We start from the raw sequence: 17,626 nt of genomic DNA, 5'->3' as shown, positions 1-17,626 counted from the left end.
ATCCCCATGCCTGATGACGCAGGAAAACTTGGCTACGGCTCGGCCGTCCGCATCGGGCGCACGCCCGAAGGCGGCGGCGCGCCTGTGATGACCGAACTTGAACTGCTGGGCGATATCGAAGCCCCCGACGAACAGGTGGATGAGGTGCAGGTGACGCACCAGAAATCACCCGGACGGCGGCGCCAGTTCGTTGCCGGTCTGATCGACAGCGGCGAAATTTCCTTCCCGATGAACTATATTCCCGGATCGCCCACCCACCTTCTGCTGACCGCGATCAAAGCGACCCGAGAGGAGGTGCTGATCGAGTTCACCCTCAGCGAGGATGGTGAGCCCGAGACATTTTCCGGGTTCCTGAAGGGCTATGGCCGCAGCGCCCCGATCGATGACAAGATGGTGGCAACCGCGACCTTCCGCCTGTCCAGCTTCATCATCCCGGATTGATCGCATGGCTCAGATCACCGGAATCGTGACCGTCCGCCACGCGGGCAAGGATTACAGCCTGATGCTCGGGATGTCAGGGTTGGCGAAGTTGCAGCAGGATTATGGCAAGGATCTGGCGCCGCTGGTCGCCATGTTCGAAGAAAAGGTCATGCCGGATTTTGCGGTGCTGCTGCGGGTGACGCAGATCGCGCTGGAACGGTTTCACCCGGACGCGGATGACTGGCTGGCCGATGACATGCTGCAGCATGATTTCTCGGTCGGCGCGCGGGTCATCCGCGAGGCGTTCGAGAGCCTCCAGAAGGCCACGCCTGCCGTCAGCCCGGATGCGGCGCCCGTGGGGACCACCTCGGGAAACGTCGCAAAGCCTCGCGCAAAAAAGGCAAAACCGGCGCGGCGGGGCTGAATATCCCGGTCATGTACGAGGACTGGCTGATGCTGGGCCTCGACCCCGAGCGCTTCTGGCTGATTACGCCGCGCCTTTACATGATCGAGACGGACGCGGCCATGCGCCGCGCCGCGCGCGCCGACGAACTGGTGCTGACCGCCGCCTGGCTCGCCGCCAGCTTGCAGCGCAGCAAGAAGATCCCGCCGCTCAAGCGGCTGCTGGGGCGGGACAAGGGCAAGCCCGATGCCGGGATGTATCTCGACGGCGCCAAGGAACGCCTGCCGAAAATGACCCTGTCCGAATGGTGCGCGCGCGGGCGCCGCACGGCATCCGCTGAATGAACCCGATAATATGGAGAACGGCCCATGGCATCATCGCAGCTCATCGGCCGCATGCGCGCTGTCCTGGGTCTGGACGATTCCCAGTTTCAGGCGGGTCTGCGCGGTGCGTCCGCATCGATTGAGAATGCCGGGCGCAGCATCCGGCGCGCGGGCCGGAACCTGTCGGTGGCGATCACGGCGCCGCTGGCCGGGTTCGGTGCCCTGTCGCTGCGCACGGCGGGCGATTTCGAGGCGTCCATGAACCGGGTCGAGGCGGCCAGCGGCGCCAGTGCCGATGAGATGCAGCGGCTGGAGGCGGAGGCCCTGAAAATGGGTGAGACCACCCAGTTCAAGGCGTCGCAGGCGGCTGACACGATCGAGGTTCTGGCCAAGAACGGGTTGGATGCCTCGCAGATCCTTGGCGGTGCGCTCAATGCCTCCATGCTTCTGGCCGCAGCGACTGGGGCCGAACTTGCCGAGTCCGGTGATCTGGCCACGGATGTCATGCTTCAGTTCGGCAAGGAGGCGGGCGATCTGACCGGTTTGGTTGACGGCATGACAGGCGTCATGCTGGCCTCGAAGTTCAGCTTTGACGACTACCGACTGGCGATCGCTCAGGCGGGCGGGGTCGCGGGCGGCCTCGGCGTGTCCTTCGAGGATTTCAACGCCGCCATCGCGGGCACGTCCTCGCTGTTTGCCAGCGGCTCGGATGCGGGCACCAGCTTCAAGACCTTCCTCCAGCGGCTGGTTCCGGCCTCGGCCCCGGCGGCGGCGGCGATCCGGGAACTGGGGTTGGAGTTCTTCGAGGCGGACGGCTCGATGAAGGACATGAACGCCATCGCGCAGGAACTGCAAGAGGGTCTGGCCGGTCTGTCCGACGAGGCCAGAAACGATGCGCTCAGCACGATCTTTGGCACCGATGCCCTGCGCACGGCGATCGGCCTGGCCGAACAGGGTGCCGATGGGATCGACCGGCTGAAGGCCAGCATCGCCGATGCCTCGGCCACCGAACAGGCCGAGGCGCGGCTGAAAGGTTTCAACGGCGAGATGCTGAAGTTGCAATCTGCAATGGAGGCGCTGCGTATCGCCATCGGCAACAGCGGCATTCTGGAATTCGCCACCGATCTGGCCAAGCGCATGACCGAGGTCATCCTGCGGCTGAAGGACACCAATCCCGAGTTTCTGAAAACGGCGGTGATCGTGGGCGCCGCCGCTGCGGCCCTCGGCCCGCTGCTGATCGGGTTCGGTCTGTTGCTGTCGGGGCTGGGCCCGCTCATCGCGATCCTGAAAGGCGTGTCCCTGACGGTCGCGGCACTGGGCGCGCCGTTCACGCTGGCGGCGGTGGCCATCGGCGCCGCTGCGGTCGCGGTCGTGGCCAATTGGGACAGCATCGGGCCGTGGTTCAAGGATCTGGCCGGGGCGATCGGGCGCCACCTGGGCGGGATGGTCGATGTCATCGACGGGCTGGTCACCGGCGACATGGCCCGTCTGGTGCAGGGTTTCAAGGACAGCTGGGGCGGGCTGCGCGATTTCTGGTCGCTGCTGTGGAAGGGCATCGTCGGCGTTATCGAATGGGGCTGGGAGGAAATCTTCAAGCCGATCACCGACTGGATCGGGATCACGGAAGAGGTCGAGCGGGGCTGGCAGCGGGTCGAGACGGCCATCGACACCTCGCTCAAGGCCATCGTCGCCGCGTTCGAATGGGCCTGGGAGAAAATTGAACCGATCATCTCGAAGCTGACCACCGCCTGGGACCGGCTGACCGCAAGCCGCGATGGCGCGATCAGCAGCGGCTATGACCCGTCGAGCGATCCCGGTGATGCCGGGCTGATCCTGCCGCCGACGCCGGAAATCGGCCAGGGGCTGGCGGGCGGAACGGCGGGGATCCGGGTGCGGGGCGCGACCGATGGCGCCGCCTATCGCGAGGGGTTCCGCGACGACATGGGAATCCAATCTCCCTCGCGCCGCATGATCGAGTATGGCGAATACATCTCGCAGGGGCTGGGCATCGGCATCGCCAACGGCCAGCCCTATGTTGCGGGTGCCACGGCCAGCGTCGGCCAGTCGATACTTGGCACGATGCAGCCCTATTTTTCGGGCGTCCTGCGGGACGCGCGCAGCCTGACCGACGTGTTCGACAACATCAAATCGGCTTTTGCCAACATGCTGTCGGACATGTCGTCGCGGCTGATGTCCAGCGGGCTGTCGCGGTTGTTCACCGGCATGATCGGTGCGTTCGATCCGCTGGCGGGCGCGCTGCGCGGGGCGGGCCTGCCCGCGATCCCGGCGCTGGCTGGGGGCGGCAAGATCATCAAGTCCGGTCTTTTTCAGATCAACGAGGCGGGCGGGGAAGCGCGGCGGCTTGCATCTGGTGATCTCGTATTCCCGCACGATCTCTCGAAAGAGATGGCGCAGGGCGGCGGTCAGGGCGGCGCGGATATCACCTACGCGCCGACCTACAACATCAGCAGCGACGTCTCATCCGAAGGCCTCGCGCAGCTGCGCGCTGAATTTGACAGGGACCGGCGCATGTTTGCCAGCAAGGTCGCGCGCGTCATGAGCGAACGCCAGGCGAGGATGCTCTGATGGCGCTGATCGAATGGCCGTCCGAACATTTCCGGCTGACGCTGACCAGCTATCACATCGACTGGACCACGCGCAGCGCGGGCCGGGCGCTGTCGGGGCGTGAGCAGCTGATCGGCACCGGCACCAACATCTGGCGGTTTCGTTTCGCATTGGCGCTGGAATACGACCCTGTCCGCCTGCGCCGGTTCGAGGCGCTGGTCTCCGAGATGCGGGGGCGTCTGAACGCGGCGGCGATCCCGCTCTATGACGCCTTTGCCTATGACGGCGCGGTCAGCCCGGTCCAGATCCCGCATGGCGATGGGACCTGGCACACCGATGGCACCGGTGCCTTCGCAGGCAACGGCGTGCAGCCGATGGTGACAGTCGGCGCGGCGGCCGCCGGGGCCTCACAGATCACGGTCGATCTGACCCAGCCGTCCCGGCCATCGTTCCGGGTCGGTGACCTGTTCACCGTTAACGGTTTTTTGTACCGCGTCGTGCGCCGCAATGAGGGTGGCTGGGTCAAGGTCGAGCCGCCGCTGCGCGAGGCGATCCCGGCAGGCACCACGCTGGAGACCGATCCGATCATCGTCCACGCCAGGTTCGCCACCGATGGCGAGGGCGAGCGGGCGCGCGACATCCTGTCCTTCGGCGAGCCGGTGACGCTGACCTTTGTCGAGGAGTTCGACCGATGAGCTTTACCGTCGCCCAGATCGAGCTGCTGGAGGCCAACCGCGACACGGTCGAGGCGCGCCGCACCTTCGAGGTTCAGTTTGCCAGCGGCACCGTGCGGATGATCGAGGGCAGCACGCCCTTCAGCGATGGCACTCACGACTGGTTGCCCGCGCATGCGATCATCGAGACGGGATCGGCGGACCAGACCGCAGAGGGTGTGCTGGCCGCAGCGCCGATGACCTACAAGTTCGGCGCGGTGACACCCGCCCTTGGTCTGGCGTTGACGCAGGACGAGCCGGAATGGCGCGACCGGCTGGTCATCCAGCGGGTACAGCTGTTCGCCGATGGTGACCCGGTCGGCCCTGCGATCCACGTGCATCGCGGTCGGATGGCCGATGCCCGGTGGCGCGATGACGTGGCGGTCGAGCATTTCGAGATCCGCGTCGAGGGCCCGTTCCGGGATCGCAATGAGACCCTGCTGGGCAAATACACCGACCGCGATCAGCAGATGCGATCGCCCGGTGATCGTGGCTGCGAATATGCCGCACAATACGAGACCACGCGCGGCGCAGAGTTCACCGGATGGCTGCAACTCTAGCCGCGTGGCTCACGGTGGGCGCGTCCCTGCCGTGGGTCTGGGGTCAGACGGATTGCACCATCTGGGTCGCGGACTGGTGCTGTGTGCATTTCGGCCACGATCCGGCAGCAGCGTTCCGGGGCATGTACGCCTGCGAGGCGGGCGCCGAGCGGCTGATCGCCGCCGGGCTGGCGCGGACCATCGGGCCATGGATGGCGCCCCTGCGCCCCACAGCGGCGGCGCGGGCCGGTGACGTGGGCGTCGTGACCATCCGGGGCCGCGAGGTCGCGGCCATCTGCACCGGGCCTGCATGGGCGGTCAGGACGCAACGCGGGCTGTTTGAGGGGCCGCTGAAACCAATTATCGCGTGGGGTGACTGATGCCGATGCTCATCCCTGCGGGTCTCATCGCATTTGCTGGCACCACAGTCGGCGGCTTTATCATCAGCACCGCGATCAGCCTCACGGTCAGCGCGGTGGTCGCGCGGATCAACCGCAAATCCGGCCCCAAGCCGCAGGACATCCAGTCCACGGTCGCCAGCGGGTCGGCAGACCGCGCGCAGCATTTCGGGCGGGTCCGCACCAGCGGCGCGCTGATGTATGCCGACTGGGCGACGGTGGGCGGTGACCGGCGCGCCTTTGTGCTGCTGGCGGCATCCACCGGCGGAATCACCAGCGTTGATCAGTGGTTCCTCGATGGCCGCCCTGTCGCGGTCAATTCCGAAGGTTGGGTCCAGACGGCACCCTGGAAAAATCGCGTGCGCCTGCGGGTCCGGACGGGCCGGGGCGCCGAGTTCGCGGGGGGCGACTGGGCCGATCTGCGCGCAGCCTTTCCGATGCGCTGGACGGCGGCGCACCGGCTGGATGGCGTGGCGACGTTCCTGGGCGAGTTCGACGCGGTCGCGCCCGAACAGGTCGCCGACACCTATCCCGGCGGGCGTCCGCCCGAAATCTCGGCTGTCGTGCGCGGCGCCGCCTGCTGGGAGCCTGCGACGGGGAACTTCAGCTTTACCGACAATCCGATCCGCCATTTGCTGCACTATCTCTGCGCCGAGGGCGACGGCTCGATTCCGGCAGACGAGTTCGATCTGGGGATCTGGGATGCCGCCCGGCTGGCCTGCAATGACGGGGTTCCGACGGCGGGTGGCACGCGGCCCCGCTATGTCGCGGGCGGGTCGTATTTCCTGTCCGAGCCGCGCAAGGACGTGGCGGGCCGCATCCTCGATGCCGTCGGCGGCAACCTCTATCTGACCGCCGAGGGCAAGATTGGCGTGCGGGTTGCCAGATACTCGGCCGTCGATGCGCTGGCAGATGCCGTGGATCCGGTGGTGATCACCGCCGACAAGATCGTCAGCATGGATTTCGGGCCGGGCAAATCGCAGCTGGACCGGGTCACGACGCTGGTGCCCGAATATACCGAGCCGTCGCTGGATTATACCGAGACCACGGCAGATCCGTGGGAAGATCCACGCGCCATTGCCCGCTTTGGCGAGCCCAAGCCACGCGAGTTTTCGCTGCCGTTTGTCCAGCATCACGGGCAGGCCCGGCATCTGGCCCGGATCGCGGCGGCGCGGGAAAACCCGGCCATCACCGCCAGCCTGTCACTGCGCTTCTGGGGCCTGCTGCTGATCGGGCGGGAACGGGTGCCGCTGCACCGCCCCGACCGGGGCCTGACCAATCTGCCCATGCGGATCACCGGCCTGTCGCTGGATCTGGGCGCATCCGACGGCGTGGTGAAGGTGCAGCTGGAAAGCAACGATCTGGCCTCGCTGGGGGTATCGGCGGCACTGGATGGCACCAGGGCCACGGCGCCCAACCGCAGCTCGTCAGGGCGCCCGTTGATCCTTGCGCCGGTGATCACCGGCGTGTCGGTCGCAGACCGCGTGATCCGGGGCACCGTATCGCCCGTGGTGGGATATTCGATCCGGGTGCAGTTCCGCGCCACCGGGGACGCGGACTGGGCCGCGCTGGAGGTCAATCAGGCCACCGGGTATTTCCGGACGCCGCCTTTGTCGGACGGGCAGACCTATGCGGTGCGCGCGCGATGGATCATCGGCGGCCTGGCCTCCATCATCGGCGGCATTGCCCCGGCGCTGCTGGCCGATCAGACGCGCTATGGCCCCTGGACCGAGGTCACCGGCATCGTCGTCGTGGCCAACAGCACGCCGCCCGCCCAGCCGGTGCTGGTCAGCGCGGGCCGCGCTGGCGACACCATCACCATCGTGTTCCAGCCGGATCTGGGCGCGAACTATTACCAGACCGGCATCTGGCGCGGCGCGACATTCGGGTCGGCCACGCTGCTGCGCTGGGTCCGCGATCAGTCCAGCACAATCACCGTGCAGCTGACCGACGCCCCCGCACCGGCCACCTACTGGCTGCGATCCGGCAACGGCAGCGGCATCGCCTCGGCCCCCCTCAATATCGGCACCCTGTAAAGGATCCCCCTCATGCCCATCCCCCTCACCCGCACGCCGGGGCAAGTCTATGTGGACAACACGCCGCCCCAGAAGGGCCATATCACGCAGTTGCTGGCGGATATCGTCGCGGGCGTGAACCTCAACAACACCGCGACGGCGCGCATCTATGCCAGCCGCGCTGCAGCGGTGTCGGGGGCCGCAGGGCTGGATGCGCTGGTGTCCTCGGTGATCACGATCGAGGGGCAGTCGCTGGTGTTCCGGGGGCGCGGGGCTGCGGCAGATGATCCGCTGTTTGCCAGCGGCGATCGCTGGGGCGCCACGCTGCGGATCGACCTGGCGGCGATGGATGGCCGGGCCACGCCCAGCTATGCCACCCGCGCGGCGGCGGAGTCCGCAGCGGCCAGTCTGCCCGCAGCCGTGACCCAGATCCTCGTGCGCGAGGGTACTGCGCTGGTGATCCGGTCGCGGACCGCGACGGCGGATGATCCGCTTTACCCCACCGGCAGCCGATGGGGCGTGGTGCAGCGGCAGGATACCGACCGCGCAAATCACACCGGTATGCTGCCGATCAGCGCGGTGGAGGGGCTGGAGGACGCGCTGGCGACCCCGGATCTTGCCACCTTCCCAGCCTCCATCCTGGATGAGCCGGGTGTGATCGCCTTCGACCCGGTTTCCAGTTTGGCGGTTTTCGCAGATGGCGCCGAATTTGATTTCGCTCCTATGCTGCGAGGTCCTTTGCGACTGGCATCTGCGACGGCACCCCGAAAGGCGATTGCAGGGCGCGTGAACGGTCGCCCCGTAGTTGCCGCTCCCATGAATGATGCGGACACGCGCGCGGTCATCGTGCCGGAAACCACCCTGTCGAGCCAGCGGCTCATTCCGGCATCGGGAGACTGGACGCTGGTGATGGCCCATCAGACGCTCGAAAACCCGACGACGGTCCAAGAGGTCTTCCTGCATGGGCGGAACGAGGCGACGGCCATCGCCATACTGGCAAACGGACAGACGGCCACGGGCGCTGTCCCTTTGGTGCCTGATCAGTATTTCCTGCGCTTTCGAGGTTCCACCGACGGCGCGGGCTTTGGAGGGTATCCAGCGCCAGCCCCAGCGCGGTCCGGAAGCCCGCATGTTCTTGCCATTGTCAGGCGCTCAGGGTTTCAGGCATCGGAATGGTGGTGTGACGGGCGTATTGTCGACCGCTTCACTGCGCCCGATGCGGGGCCGCCGAGCCCCTTCTATCTGTTCTCTCATCCGGATGGGAAAATCATCTCGTCCATCGGCAACCCCGATGGCCAACAGGTCGGGAGGTTTGCCATGTGCCCGCGCGCGCTCAATCAGGGCGAGACGCGCTTTGTGTCCGAATGGGTCGGCGCGGGGAGCGGCATTGGTGCGTCTCTCGGTGGCTCAGGTGGCGGGGGCGTTGAGTTTGTGACGTTGACGGCGGCGGAATATGCGGCACTGCCAGAGCCCCAGAAGAATGACCCCAGCAAGATCTATCTGGTAACAGCATGACCGCCGCCCGCTTTGATCTGGCGACGCACGTTCATGCATCCGGGTCGGAGCTGGGCCGGGTCGTCACGCAGCGCAAAAGCCTGTGGCGCAAACTCGGATGGCAGCCCGGCTTTGATGTCACCGCAGCAGGCGCCTGTGCCGTGCGCGTCTCCGATCAGGTGACGATCTGGGGCAAGGACGCCACTGCCCGGCGCACGCAGGCCTCGACCACCAAGGTGATGACGGTCCATCTGGCGCTTCAGGTTCTTGGGCCTTTGTTCGACCTCGACCAGACGATAGCTTTCTTGCCACAGCATGAGGGCAGTGGATCGGGCGATAATTTGGTCGAGGGAGACAATATCTCGTGGCGGCATGCCTTTCTCAACGCGATGCTGACCAGTTCGAACGAAACATGCGACATGATCGGTCACTATATCGGTCGCAATCTTCTGGACGATCCAGCGGCCACCTTTAGTCAGGGCCTGACCCGGTTCTACGCTGAGATGAACGCGGAGGCGGCGCGTCTGGGCCTTGTTGACACCAACTATCTCAGCACCAGTGGCCTCACCTCTGATCCGCAGCACTATACCAGCGCAGCCGATCTGGCACGAATGTGCATTGCGGCGATCCAGGACGCGCGGTTTCAGGCAGCATGGTCGCCTGCGTCGGCGGCGCTGACAGTGACCGGCCCAAATGCGCGCACGATCAATGTCAGCCACACGGTGCCGATGATCTCTGATCCCGACGTGCAGGGCGCGAAATCCGGCACAACATTGGCCGCAGGGGCGTGGGCGGTCATGCTGGCCCAGACCGAGGACAGCGTGCCAGTCATGGTCGTGGTGGCAGCCTCGACAGCAGATGACCGCTATGTCGATGCCCGCCGGATCATTGACATGACCATGGCCTGAACCGCAAATGAGGCGTCAGGTGTGAGTGTGTTGGTGCAATGGTCGACGACGCGGAAAAGTTCAGGGCCTGTTGCACGATGCGGGAGGCCTATGGAGTTCCCGTGGTCGCAGATGCGACCGGTGACTGTTCGCGCCGCCTTCCACCGGCATCGCTCGTGAAAATGCTGACGGCCATGATCTTCGACGAATGGCGGCAGCAAGACCGGCATGCGACTGCGCAGATTGTGATCGCCGAGACTGATCTTTGCCGTGGATCCGGCGCAAATCTGCAAAGCGGGGACATTCTTTCCCCGGAGGCGATTCTTGCCGACATGATGCTGGAATCGTCCAACACGGCGGCGATGGCGGCGGCTCGTGCGGTTTCTGGCAATGTCGCGGCGTTCGCAGAGGTGATGAACAGGCGGGCGGTAGAGCTGGGTATGACCGCTTCGCATTTCACCAGCCCCCACGGCCTTGATGATCCTGCGATGTATTCGACGGCGCGCGATCTGGCTGTGCTGGCGCTGGCGGCAAGTCGGGTGCCGGGGATCGCGGAGGTCTGGCACAGGCCGCGGGCATGGTTTCAGATCGGTGGGCCGAATGCCCGGAAAGCCTGCTTCAACTCGACATTGCGGATCTGGAATGTCGACGGATACCTGGGCGGTAAAACAGGCACGACGCGTGTCTCGGGGTATAATCTGGCGGCCGTCGCTGAGAGACGCGGCCAGCGTGTTGCGACGGTGCTGCTGGGCGCAGGGTCGAACCGAGACCGTTTCTGCATTGGTCGGGCGCGATTGGACGCCGCTCTGTCAGCCGACGTCTGATCACAGGGGGCTGTTCTGAACCTTTTCCCAAGGCCCGCCACGTGCGGGCCTTTCGCATATCCAACACACAACACCGCCCCTGCGGCAAAGGAAAGGATCGCTCATGCCGAGAATCGAGGGTGGGATCACATGGGGCAATATCTGGTCGATCGGGGCCACCATCGTCGCAGTGGCGGTCGCCTATGCCACGCTGCAGGCGGGGCAACTTGAGGGTCAGAGAGAGCTTCGGCGGATCGAGATACAGGCGGGTCAGGCCACTGAGGCACTGCGCATGTCCCACGAAAAACAGCTGACTGACATCCGGGCGGATATTGTGTCGCATCGCCGGTCGATCCAGCAGCTGGAGATCTCGGACGCCCGCAACAGCGAGCGTTACGAGGCGCTGAACAGGTCGATGGAGGAACTGAAGGCGGCGCAGCGCGAGACGAATGAGTTGCTGAGGCAGATCACGAGCCGGGGCGGGAACTGAGGCGGTCGCATAGATCCAACAACCGGGCGGCTGAACTCAGAAACCAACAACACAGAGCCGCCCGGTTGTTGCGGCGCTTATCACTCAACCTGACGTTCTCGTAAACTTGCCCTTTCAGACAGTTTTGTCCCGAGCCCTGCCATCGTGCGGGGCTTTTTGCATGGAGCATGCACATGACCCGCGAACCTATCCGGTCGATCCAGACCGGCCTGAACGCGCTTGGCCACGCGCCGGGCCCGATCGACGGCCTCTATGGCAACCGCACCCGCGAGGCGACCGAACGCTGGCTGGCCGCCGGTGGCCGGGCCGCGCTGACGTCCATCGCACCAACGCCCGCGGTAGCGCCTCTCCGGCCCGCCGCCCGCGCCATGATCTATCAGGGCAATGCGCACTATCCGGTCGACGAGATCATCGTGCACTGCGCCGCGACGCGGCCTGACTGGATGGCCGGGCGGACGCTGGCTGAGAAAGTCGCCGAGATCCGCCGCTGGCACATGTCCGCACCGCTGAACTGGAAGGACATCGGTTATCACTGGATCATGGATCGCGACGGCAAGGTTCTGGCCGGTCGCGCCGAAACGGTCATCGGCGCCCATGCCGGTGCGGTGAAGAATCGCGGCACGCTCGGAATCTGCCTTCTTGGCGGACACGGCTCCTCCGAGAACGATCAGTTCGCGCAGCACTTCACCCGCCAGCAGGGCGTCACCCTGCGCCAGATGATTGACGCCATCAACTCGCGCACGGCAATCACCCGTGTCAGCGGCCACAATAAATATGCCGCCAAGGCTTGCCCCGGTTTCCACGTTCCCACCTGGCTGAAAGGATAAGCCATGCAACTTGCCAAGCAACTGTCCGCCCTGCCCACCAACAAGCTGTTGACCGGCGGCGGCGTCGCCGCCCTTGTATCCGCCGCCTGGAGCGAGGTGATGCCGTCCCTCGCGCCGTCGCTTGCCGGGCCGGGCATGGCCGCGCTGGTCGGCGCGGGCGTCGCCTATGCGGTGGGCTATTGGGTGCCGGATCGGTTGAACGCGCCGAAGTGAGCGGGACCCAGCCTCGCATTTCCGGGGCGATTTTATGCCAATCGGGGCTAAAAAGCCTCGTCCCGGGCCCAAAAGTCAGGTATAGGACGCAAGCATGTAGGAGCAATGAATGGCCAGAAGCGACTTAATACTGAACCTTGTCAAGGCTAGCCTTGCTGGGGATTCAGCGCGGTCGCGAACGATTGCAGAGGAAATTGCAGTCGACGAACGGGCGAAGAAGCATGGTGTCGTAGCAGATCGGATCAGTAGACTAATTCGGCTGCAGGATGAGGCGCCCAGCAATTCAACAAGGACATCTTCCAGATCGCGGGATGGGGACGGGGGAATTTCTCGCCGCGAACCAACGAGGCCCATGGGTAGCCTCCTCCTCCCTTTAGCAGCTGCAAATGCCTGTCACGAACTTATTGAGGAGCAGCGACGTGCGGATTTGCTCCGTGTCCATGGCCTGGAGCCCCGACACAGGATGCTTCTCGTTGGCCCCCCAGGGAACGGCAAGACAAGCCTAGCCGAAGCATTAGCTTACGAGCTCGCGTTGCCGCTTTTCATCGTACGATATGATGCGGTCATCACGAGCTACCTAGGAGAAACAGCCCAAAGGCTCAGAAAGCTCTTCGACTATGTGAAGACTGAGCCATGCGTCCTTTTTTTCGATGAGTTCGACGCGATCGGGAAAGAAAGAGGAGACCTTCACGAATCCGGTGAGATCAAGCGTGTTGTAACCACGCTGCTTTTGCAATTGGATGATCTACCTTCCTATTGCGTTCTTGTTGGAGCCACGAACCATCCAGAACTCCTAGACCGCGCTACTTGGCGACGCTTCGAGGTGAAAATTGAGTTGGGAACGCCGACAGCGGACCTGATGATATCTTTTTTTAGTCGCCAGTTGCAAAGCATTGGCGGAACCGCAGGGTACACGCCCAAGCGCCTGTTTGACGCTGTGCGGCCTCAGAATTTTTCTGAGGCAGAAGATTTTTTTCTTGGCGTACGCAGGCAAATCGTAATGAATAGAGACATTAAGTCAATTCGATCAGTCATAGATGACCGCGTGCGAGCATGGTCAGAACTGACCAAGACGCAATGGGAGGCGGACATAGATGACCGACACACCGATCCTGCGCATGAGGCCCGGCAAGGCGGCAGAGCGAGTAAAAGGTCATCCTGACCGCAGTCCAAGGGGGCTGCAAAGCGGCCCCAGCCGGAAGAGCCAAGTTGAGCGTTTAGGAGAAAAATTCGATAGGATTGAAAAGGGACTTGACCTAACGCTTACCTCAACAAAATTAGCGTCACAACCAGACGCTATTGTGCCTGGGCGCGGCTTAATATTCGAGACCGCTGTTCCAGTTTCATCGTTCATTGCAGCAGCAATTCGTGTCGGTTTAGAGGTTCAATCGGAGTTCGCATCTCCCGCCCCATATCCGAAAGATCTGTTCCAGCCTAAAGTCGGCGCGGATGTCGCGACCATGACACTTTATGCAACATTGCCCAGTGAGACGTCACTTAGAGCCGTTACGAATTTATGGAAAAAATATAAAATTGGCGCCAAGCCGGACCGCGGGGAGACTGCATGGTGGGATCTTTTCGACAGCCTAGTTGAGGTTCGAGCGTGGGGGCCTAAGGATCGCTTGGATCGAGAAGCTAGGCGAGTTATTGCAGCTCGGTTACCTTGCGAGCCGGATGACAGAGTCAGGCTCGAAATAGAAATTTGGCCTACTAGCAATGAAACTCTCCGAAAAAAGTGGAAGACTGAAATTCTAGATACGGTTGAAGATCTAGATGGCTTAGTAGTAGATGAAAGCTCTATCCATCAGCATGGACTTTCATACGAAGCGCTACTTATCGAACTTAGTTCGCATCAGGTTCGGGTTCTCCTTGAAAAGCCTGGCCTTGAATATGGCCTTCCGACCTTGGAGGGAATTCAGTTCATCCTTCCGCAAACGATTGCTCAGTCAGCGCCACTTGAGGAAACCATCCATTCAGAAAGACCAATTAGCTATAATAACTTCGATCCCGCATCTCCATATAGAATAATTCTGATGGACGGCGTGCCAGTAGCCGGCCACAGCGCATTAGATGGCGGAGTCGAAATTGAAGATCCGAATGACATTGTGTCTCGATCGCTTGTATCAATGCGACGCCATGGAACAGCAATGGCTTCTCTGATTGCAAGAGGCGATCTTGTACAAGACGGCGAAGCGTTGAAGAACTCGAGAATTCTTGCTGTTCCAGTACTGGTAGACTCAGCCAATGGTACATCTTCTCGGCCGGATCGACTTTTCATAGATGTCCTGCACAGGAGTTTATTGCATTGCTTTGCCGGTTCGGATCCAGTAGCTCCAGAAGCATTCGTCATTAATCTCTCTCTTGGAATAGAAGACCTACGGTTCTCGGGAAAAGTTAGCGCGCTTGCTCGACTATTAGACTGGTGGGCGTGGAGATATGGATTGCTCTTCGTCGTGTCAGCTGGAAACATAGTGGATCAGGTCGTAGTGGAAAACATCAGGTCCTCCGATTTCGAAGACCTTGACCCAGCATTGCGCCAGAAAAAATTGCGAGAGGCTCTACATTCTCAGTCCTTATGGCGCACTCTCTTGTCGCCTGCTGAGGCTATCAATGTGCTCACAGTAGGAGCTGTCTCAGGAGACTTGAATCCCAAAGCTCTCCCGCGAGTTTCCAGCGTAATATCATGGGAGGCGGACAACGAACTACTTCCACAGATAACTTCAGCTTGTGGACTTGGCCCCGATAAAAGCCTGAAGCCGGACATACTTGCGGAAGGTGGCAAGCAGGAACTGCGCATCAAGCCGAACGGCGCGCATACGACAATCACAAGCGCGCAGTCTCAAAGAACAGGTCTGGTGGTAGCATCTCCCGGAGGTGATCTGAACGCTACCGGACGTTGTGTTGGAACTAGCCCCGCCACGGCGCTAACTTCGCGACGGATTCTCGCTGCTTATGACGCGCTAGTCGGTGAAGATGGCCCCTACGCTGAAACTTCTCTCGAACGCCCGTTTTCGTCTTTGCTTTGCAGGGCTTTAGCAGTTAATTCTGCGCTGTGGCCGCCTGAGCATTCGAAGTTTCTTGAAGATGAGCTGCGTCGCACAGGAGCAAGTTCGCCGAGCACCAACACAAAGCGTCAGGTTTCCCGTTCATTCGGCTATGGTGTTCTTGAGCCATCACGGATGCTAGATTGTCCAGCTAATGGCGCTACGCTGGTCGCTCACGGCGTTATCAACAAGGATACGTCCAGAATATTCGAGCTTCCTCTACCTCCATCAATGTCCGGCCGCGCCTGCCCGCGACAGCTGCGTGTCACAGTCGCATGGTTCTGCCCGGTCACGACGCACAGAACAGTTTATCGCACCGCGGTATTGGGGGCTACTTGCCGGTCACATGACACGGAGGTAGTAGACAAAGAGTGGAAAGTAAAAATGAAAGGCTGGGGGCCCGACCTCAATATGGCCGGAAAAGGAAGTGTTTGGTCGTGGAGATTGACATCCAAGACTCAAAAGATCCCTCAGTTGGATGCGAGGCCAGTTATTCCGATTTGTATTAGCTGCCGTGAAGCGTGGCCGGGGGCTTTGGCGCCGGAGGATGATGTTCCGTTCGCGGTAGCCGTTAGCTTTGAGTTGGAGGAGCAGGTTAGCTTTGACGTCTATCAAGAGATTCAAAGCCAGTTGCGGGTGCGCGTGTCTGGTTCAACCTAATTCATCGGTGCACGGACGCTGTATACCGGTTCGCAGGTTAAGTTACTGTAGGAAGAATTTGAGCAAGGTCGTTCCCTCCCATCGGGTGCATCGGGCAGGAGCCGCATGGAAGGTCGGTCGAAGCGCGCGCGGCGCCTTTGTCCGCTTTGAAGTGGCAGCTGTACCTCCAGAGACCATGCGTGCGGTACTTGCTGGATGACGAATGGCGCGCCTGTCTGGACGGGATACCCGCCCGCGAGTTGCAGCGGCCGCTGCGTTGGTGCGGACGATCGAGGACGGCAAGAGCGAGTTCGAGGCGGACAGAGCTTTCGCTGAGCGGCTGAGGGACGCTGACGACGGCGCCGCAAGCTGCGGGCAAGGTGGCGGATTGACTCCAGCCCATATGTTCCGCATATGTTCTCATTATGACGCGACGCAGCACACCCCAGTCAAAGATCGATGAGAACGCATTCCCGGTGCGGGTATTTCTCGTGGTGCCCGGAATGGGCATCGGGTGGAATTACGAACTGCTCATGTCGTGGATGAAAACCAATTGGGAGAGGAGCGCTTGGGCGACCCATGGTAGCGGGCGCGCCGCCGTTGAAGGTGGTTTGGTTGATCGGATTGCCCTCTATGTCCGGCATCCAGAGCAGGTAGCCGATTTGCTGGCGGCGTTCCCCCAGCTGCAGTTGGCGGACGGTACGCAATCGGTGTGCTATTCCTCCCCTATGCGCTGAGCGCAGCCGATGCCTGCCGTCCCGTCGACCAACTCCTGGCGCAATCGCTCGATCAGTGACTGCGCCAGAGACAACATGCTGATCGCGATGCACTGTTCCGGCTGCCGTCGGACCGCGCACTATTGGGCGGCCGATCTGGTTGTTGTGCTTGGGCCTCACCATCAGGCGCATGTCCCGCCATGGCAGTGCAGCAAGTGCAGGTCGCGTGAGTGGATGAGTATGCGGTGGCGGGTCCCAGGTGCCGAGGAGATGGCGCAGGGCTTGACCGTGCGACGCCCCGTCCGGAAGATCGAGAAATGGATCTGGCGCGACGAGAGGATCTGACATGTGCAATCTCTACAGCAACACCACCACCCAAGAGGCCATGCGCCGGATCGTCGAGGGGCTGAGCGATCGCGCAGGCAATCTCACCCCTGGCAGCATCTATCCCGACCAGCTGGCCCCGATCGTCCGCAATGGCAGTGATGGCCCGGAACTGGTCAAGGCGCGGTGGGGGATGCCGTCGCCGCCGTCCGTGCTGAAAACTGCACGAGATCCGGGCGTGACCAACGTCCGCAACCTGTCATCACCGCACTGGCGTCGCTGGCTGGGCCGTGAGCATAGGTGCCTCGTGCCGCTGACCAGTTTCGCAGAGCTCAGGGGCAAGGGTCAGGGCAACCAGTGGTTTGCTGCTGCCGATGATCGCCCCATGTTTTTCGCAGGCATCGAAGTCCGCGACTGGGCCTCGATCCGCAAGGTCAAGGACGGCGAGACAACCGACGATCTGTTCGCGTTTCTGACTTGCCCACCAAATGCAGAGGTTTCACCGATCCATCCCAAGGCAATGCCGGTGATCTTGATGGAACCGGACGGCTGGCGCGGCTGGCTGGGTGGCATACCCGCGCAAGAGATGCAGCGCGCGCTACCCGACGGAGCGCTCCAGTTGATGGACATGCCTGTCTGAGCAGGCTTACAGGATTTTCTTAGGAAATCAATTTTCTTGACGCTTTAGGGCTTGTTGAGATTCAGCGCGAGTTGATGAGGGCGGCGACGGCATAGATCATGGCCTTGAACGAGGTGTCTGTCTTGTCTGCTCGCATGGGGATGCGCTTGAACTCTTTGAGTTTCATGAAGAAG

At 62.4% G+C, this 17,626-nt stretch carries 18 protein-coding genes; all 18 read left to right on the top strand.

All coding sequences use genetic code 11. The features are described from left to right. Nucleotides 1-6: 6 nt before the first annotated feature. Nucleotides 7-441, top strand: coding sequence for a phage tail tube protein (locus tag ACK41U_RS12320; protein ID WP_409680512.1), 435 nt, complete (start codon nucleotides 7-9; stop codon nucleotides 439-441). A gap of 4 nt (nucleotides 442-445) precedes the next feature. Then, nucleotides 446-844, top strand: a complete 399-nt coding sequence (locus ACK41U_RS12315) for a hypothetical protein (RefSeq protein WP_409680509.1) — start codon at nucleotides 446-448, stop codon at nucleotides 842-844. Between the two features lie 29 nt (nucleotides 845-873). Next, a complete protein-coding gene (locus ACK41U_RS12310) occupies nucleotides 874-1,167 on the top strand; it encodes a hypothetical protein (RefSeq protein ID WP_409680506.1) in 294 nt (97 codons plus the stop codon). A 24-nt stretch (nucleotides 1,168-1,191) separates the two neighbouring features. Continuing rightward, nucleotides 1,192-3,732, top strand: coding sequence for a phage tail tape measure protein (locus ACK41U_RS12305; protein WP_409680504.1), 2,541 nt, complete (start codon nucleotides 1,192-1,194; stop codon nucleotides 3,730-3,732). Continuing rightward, nucleotides 3,732-4,406, top strand: a complete 675-nt coding sequence (locus ACK41U_RS12300) for a hypothetical protein (RefSeq protein WP_409680501.1) — start codon at nucleotides 3,732-3,734, stop codon at nucleotides 4,404-4,406. The genes ACK41U_RS12305 and ACK41U_RS12300 overlap by 1 nt, the downstream gene beginning before the upstream one ends. Beyond that, nucleotides 4,403-4,984 carry a hypothetical protein gene (locus ACK41U_RS12295; RefSeq protein WP_409680498.1) on the top strand — a complete coding sequence of 194 codons (582 nt, stop codon included), beginning with the start codon at nucleotides 4,403-4,405 and terminating at the stop codon, nucleotides 4,982-4,984. The genes ACK41U_RS12300 and ACK41U_RS12295 overlap by 4 nt, the downstream gene beginning before the upstream one ends. Beyond that, nucleotides 4,969-5,343: a DUF6950 family protein gene (locus tag ACK41U_RS12290; RefSeq protein ID WP_409680495.1), complete on the top strand. Its 375-nt coding sequence runs from the start codon at nucleotides 4,969-4,971 to the stop codon at nucleotides 5,341-5,343. The genes ACK41U_RS12295 and ACK41U_RS12290 overlap by 16 nt, the downstream gene beginning before the upstream one ends. Then, entirely contained in the window at nucleotides 5,343-7,397 is a 2,055-nt protein-coding gene (locus ACK41U_RS12285) for a hypothetical protein (RefSeq protein ID WP_409680492.1), read from the top strand. Before ACK41U_RS12290 ends, ACK41U_RS12285 begins: the two co-directional genes overlap by 1 nt. A gap of 12 nt (nucleotides 7,398-7,409) precedes the next feature. Further along, on the top strand, nucleotides 7,410-8,891 hold the full coding sequence (locus ACK41U_RS12280; RefSeq protein WP_409680489.1) for a hypothetical protein: 1,482 nt from the start codon (nucleotides 7,410-7,412) through the stop codon (nucleotides 8,889-8,891). After that, the gene (locus tag ACK41U_RS12275; RefSeq protein ID WP_409680486.1) at nucleotides 8,888-9,778 is read left to right on the top strand and encodes a D-alanyl-D-alanine carboxypeptidase family protein; all 891 of its coding nucleotides are present in this window, start codon (nucleotides 8,888-8,890) and stop codon (nucleotides 9,776-9,778) included. Before ACK41U_RS12280 ends, ACK41U_RS12275 begins: the two co-directional genes overlap by 4 nt. A 38-nt stretch (nucleotides 9,779-9,816) precedes the next feature. Then, complete coding sequence (locus ACK41U_RS12270) at nucleotides 9,817-10,581, top strand: D-alanyl-D-alanine carboxypeptidase family protein (RefSeq protein ID WP_409680483.1); 765 nt, start codon at nucleotides 9,817-9,819, stop codon at nucleotides 10,579-10,581. A gap of 103 nt (nucleotides 10,582-10,684) precedes the next feature. Next, a complete protein-coding gene (locus ACK41U_RS12265) occupies nucleotides 10,685-11,050 on the top strand; it encodes a hypothetical protein (protein WP_409680480.1) in 366 nt (121 codons plus the stop codon). A gap of 173 nt (nucleotides 11,051-11,223) precedes the next feature. Continuing rightward, nucleotides 11,224-11,877, top strand: a complete 654-nt coding sequence (locus tag ACK41U_RS12260; RefSeq protein ID WP_409680477.1) for an N-acetylmuramoyl-L-alanine amidase — start codon at nucleotides 11,224-11,226, stop codon at nucleotides 11,875-11,877. A 3-nt stretch (nucleotides 11,878-11,880) separates the two neighbouring features. Further along, nucleotides 11,881-12,090, top strand: coding sequence for a hypothetical protein (locus ACK41U_RS12255; RefSeq protein WP_409680474.1), 210 nt, complete (start codon nucleotides 11,881-11,883; stop codon nucleotides 12,088-12,090). A 109-nt stretch (nucleotides 12,091-12,199) separates the two neighbouring features. Further along, a complete protein-coding gene (locus tag ACK41U_RS12250) occupies nucleotides 12,200-13,252 on the top strand; it encodes an AAA family ATPase (protein WP_409680471.1) in 1,053 nt (350 codons plus the stop codon). After that, nucleotides 13,185-15,794, top strand: a complete 2,610-nt coding sequence (locus ACK41U_RS12245) for a S8 family serine peptidase (protein ID WP_409680468.1) — start codon at nucleotides 13,185-13,187, stop codon at nucleotides 15,792-15,794. Before ACK41U_RS12250 ends, ACK41U_RS12245 begins: the two co-directional genes overlap by 68 nt. A gap of 404 nt (nucleotides 15,795-16,198) precedes the next feature. After that, nucleotides 16,199-16,510: a hypothetical protein gene (locus ACK41U_RS12240; RefSeq protein WP_409680465.1), complete on the top strand. Its 312-nt coding sequence runs from the start codon at nucleotides 16,199-16,201 to the stop codon at nucleotides 16,508-16,510. A gap of 325 nt (nucleotides 16,511-16,835) precedes the next feature. Beyond that, nucleotides 16,836-17,453 (top strand): SOS response-associated peptidase, encoded by a 618-nt coding sequence (locus ACK41U_RS12235; RefSeq protein ID WP_409680461.1) that lies wholly within the window; start codon nucleotides 16,836-16,838, stop codon nucleotides 17,451-17,453. The last annotated feature ends 173 nt before the right edge of the window (nucleotides 17,454-17,626 follow it).

The organism is Paracoccus sp. (in: a-proteobacteria) (genome assembly GCF_046289755.1).
GTDB lineage: Bacteria > Pseudomonadota > Alphaproteobacteria > Rhodobacterales > Rhodobacteraceae > Paracoccus.
The sequence above is the reverse complement of the archived record's forward strand: the minus strand, read 5'-3'. Positions and strand labels throughout refer to the sequence as shown.

What these genes read in the sequence shown, in the direction of transcription:
- ACK41U_RS12320 (WP_409680512.1), top strand. Translation starts at nt 7, where the DNA reads ATGCCTGATGACGCAGGAAAACTTGGCTACGGCTCGGCCGTCCGCATC.
- ACK41U_RS12315 (WP_409680509.1), top strand. Translation starts at nt 446, where the DNA reads ATGGCTCAGATCACCGGAATCGTGACCGTCCGCCACGCGGGCAAGGAT.
- ACK41U_RS12310 (WP_409680506.1), top strand. Translation starts at nt 874, where the DNA reads ATGCTGGGCCTCGACCCCGAGCGCTTCTGGCTGATTACGCCGCGCCTT.
- ACK41U_RS12305 (WP_409680504.1), top strand. Translation starts at nt 1,192, where the DNA reads ATGGCATCATCGCAGCTCATCGGCCGCATGCGCGCTGTCCTGGGTCTG.
- ACK41U_RS12300 (WP_409680501.1), top strand. Translation starts at nt 3,732, where the DNA reads ATGGCGCTGATCGAATGGCCGTCCGAACATTTCCGGCTGACGCTGACC.
- ACK41U_RS12295 (WP_409680498.1), top strand. Translation starts at nt 4,403, where the DNA reads ATGAGCTTTACCGTCGCCCAGATCGAGCTGCTGGAGGCCAACCGCGAC.
- ACK41U_RS12290 (WP_409680495.1), top strand. Translation starts at nt 4,969, where the DNA reads ATGGCTGCAACTCTAGCCGCGTGGCTCACGGTGGGCGCGTCCCTGCCG.
- ACK41U_RS12285 (WP_409680492.1), top strand. Translation starts at nt 5,343, where the DNA reads ATGCCGATGCTCATCCCTGCGGGTCTCATCGCATTTGCTGGCACCACA.
- ACK41U_RS12280 (WP_409680489.1), top strand. Translation starts at nt 7,410, where the DNA reads ATGCCCATCCCCCTCACCCGCACGCCGGGGCAAGTCTATGTGGACAAC.
- ACK41U_RS12275 (WP_409680486.1), top strand. Translation starts at nt 8,888, where the DNA reads ATGACCGCCGCCCGCTTTGATCTGGCGACGCACGTTCATGCATCCGGG.
- ACK41U_RS12270 (WP_409680483.1), top strand. Translation starts at nt 9,817, where the DNA reads ATGGTCGACGACGCGGAAAAGTTCAGGGCCTGTTGCACGATGCGGGAG.
- ACK41U_RS12265 (WP_409680480.1), top strand. Translation starts at nt 10,685, where the DNA reads ATGCCGAGAATCGAGGGTGGGATCACATGGGGCAATATCTGGTCGATC.
- ACK41U_RS12260 (WP_409680477.1), top strand. Translation starts at nt 11,224, where the DNA reads ATGACCCGCGAACCTATCCGGTCGATCCAGACCGGCCTGAACGCGCTT.
- ACK41U_RS12255 (WP_409680474.1), top strand. Translation starts at nt 11,881, where the DNA reads ATGCAACTTGCCAAGCAACTGTCCGCCCTGCCCACCAACAAGCTGTTG.
- ACK41U_RS12250 (WP_409680471.1), top strand. Translation starts at nt 12,200, where the DNA reads ATGGCCAGAAGCGACTTAATACTGAACCTTGTCAAGGCTAGCCTTGCT.
- ACK41U_RS12245 (WP_409680468.1), top strand. Translation starts at nt 13,185, where the DNA reads ATGACCGACACACCGATCCTGCGCATGAGGCCCGGCAAGGCGGCAGAG.
- ACK41U_RS12240 (WP_409680465.1), top strand. Translation starts at nt 16,199, where the DNA reads ATGACGCGACGCAGCACACCCCAGTCAAAGATCGATGAGAACGCATTC.
- ACK41U_RS12235 (WP_409680461.1), top strand. Translation starts at nt 16,836, where the DNA reads ATGTGCAATCTCTACAGCAACACCACCACCCAAGAGGCCATGCGCCGG.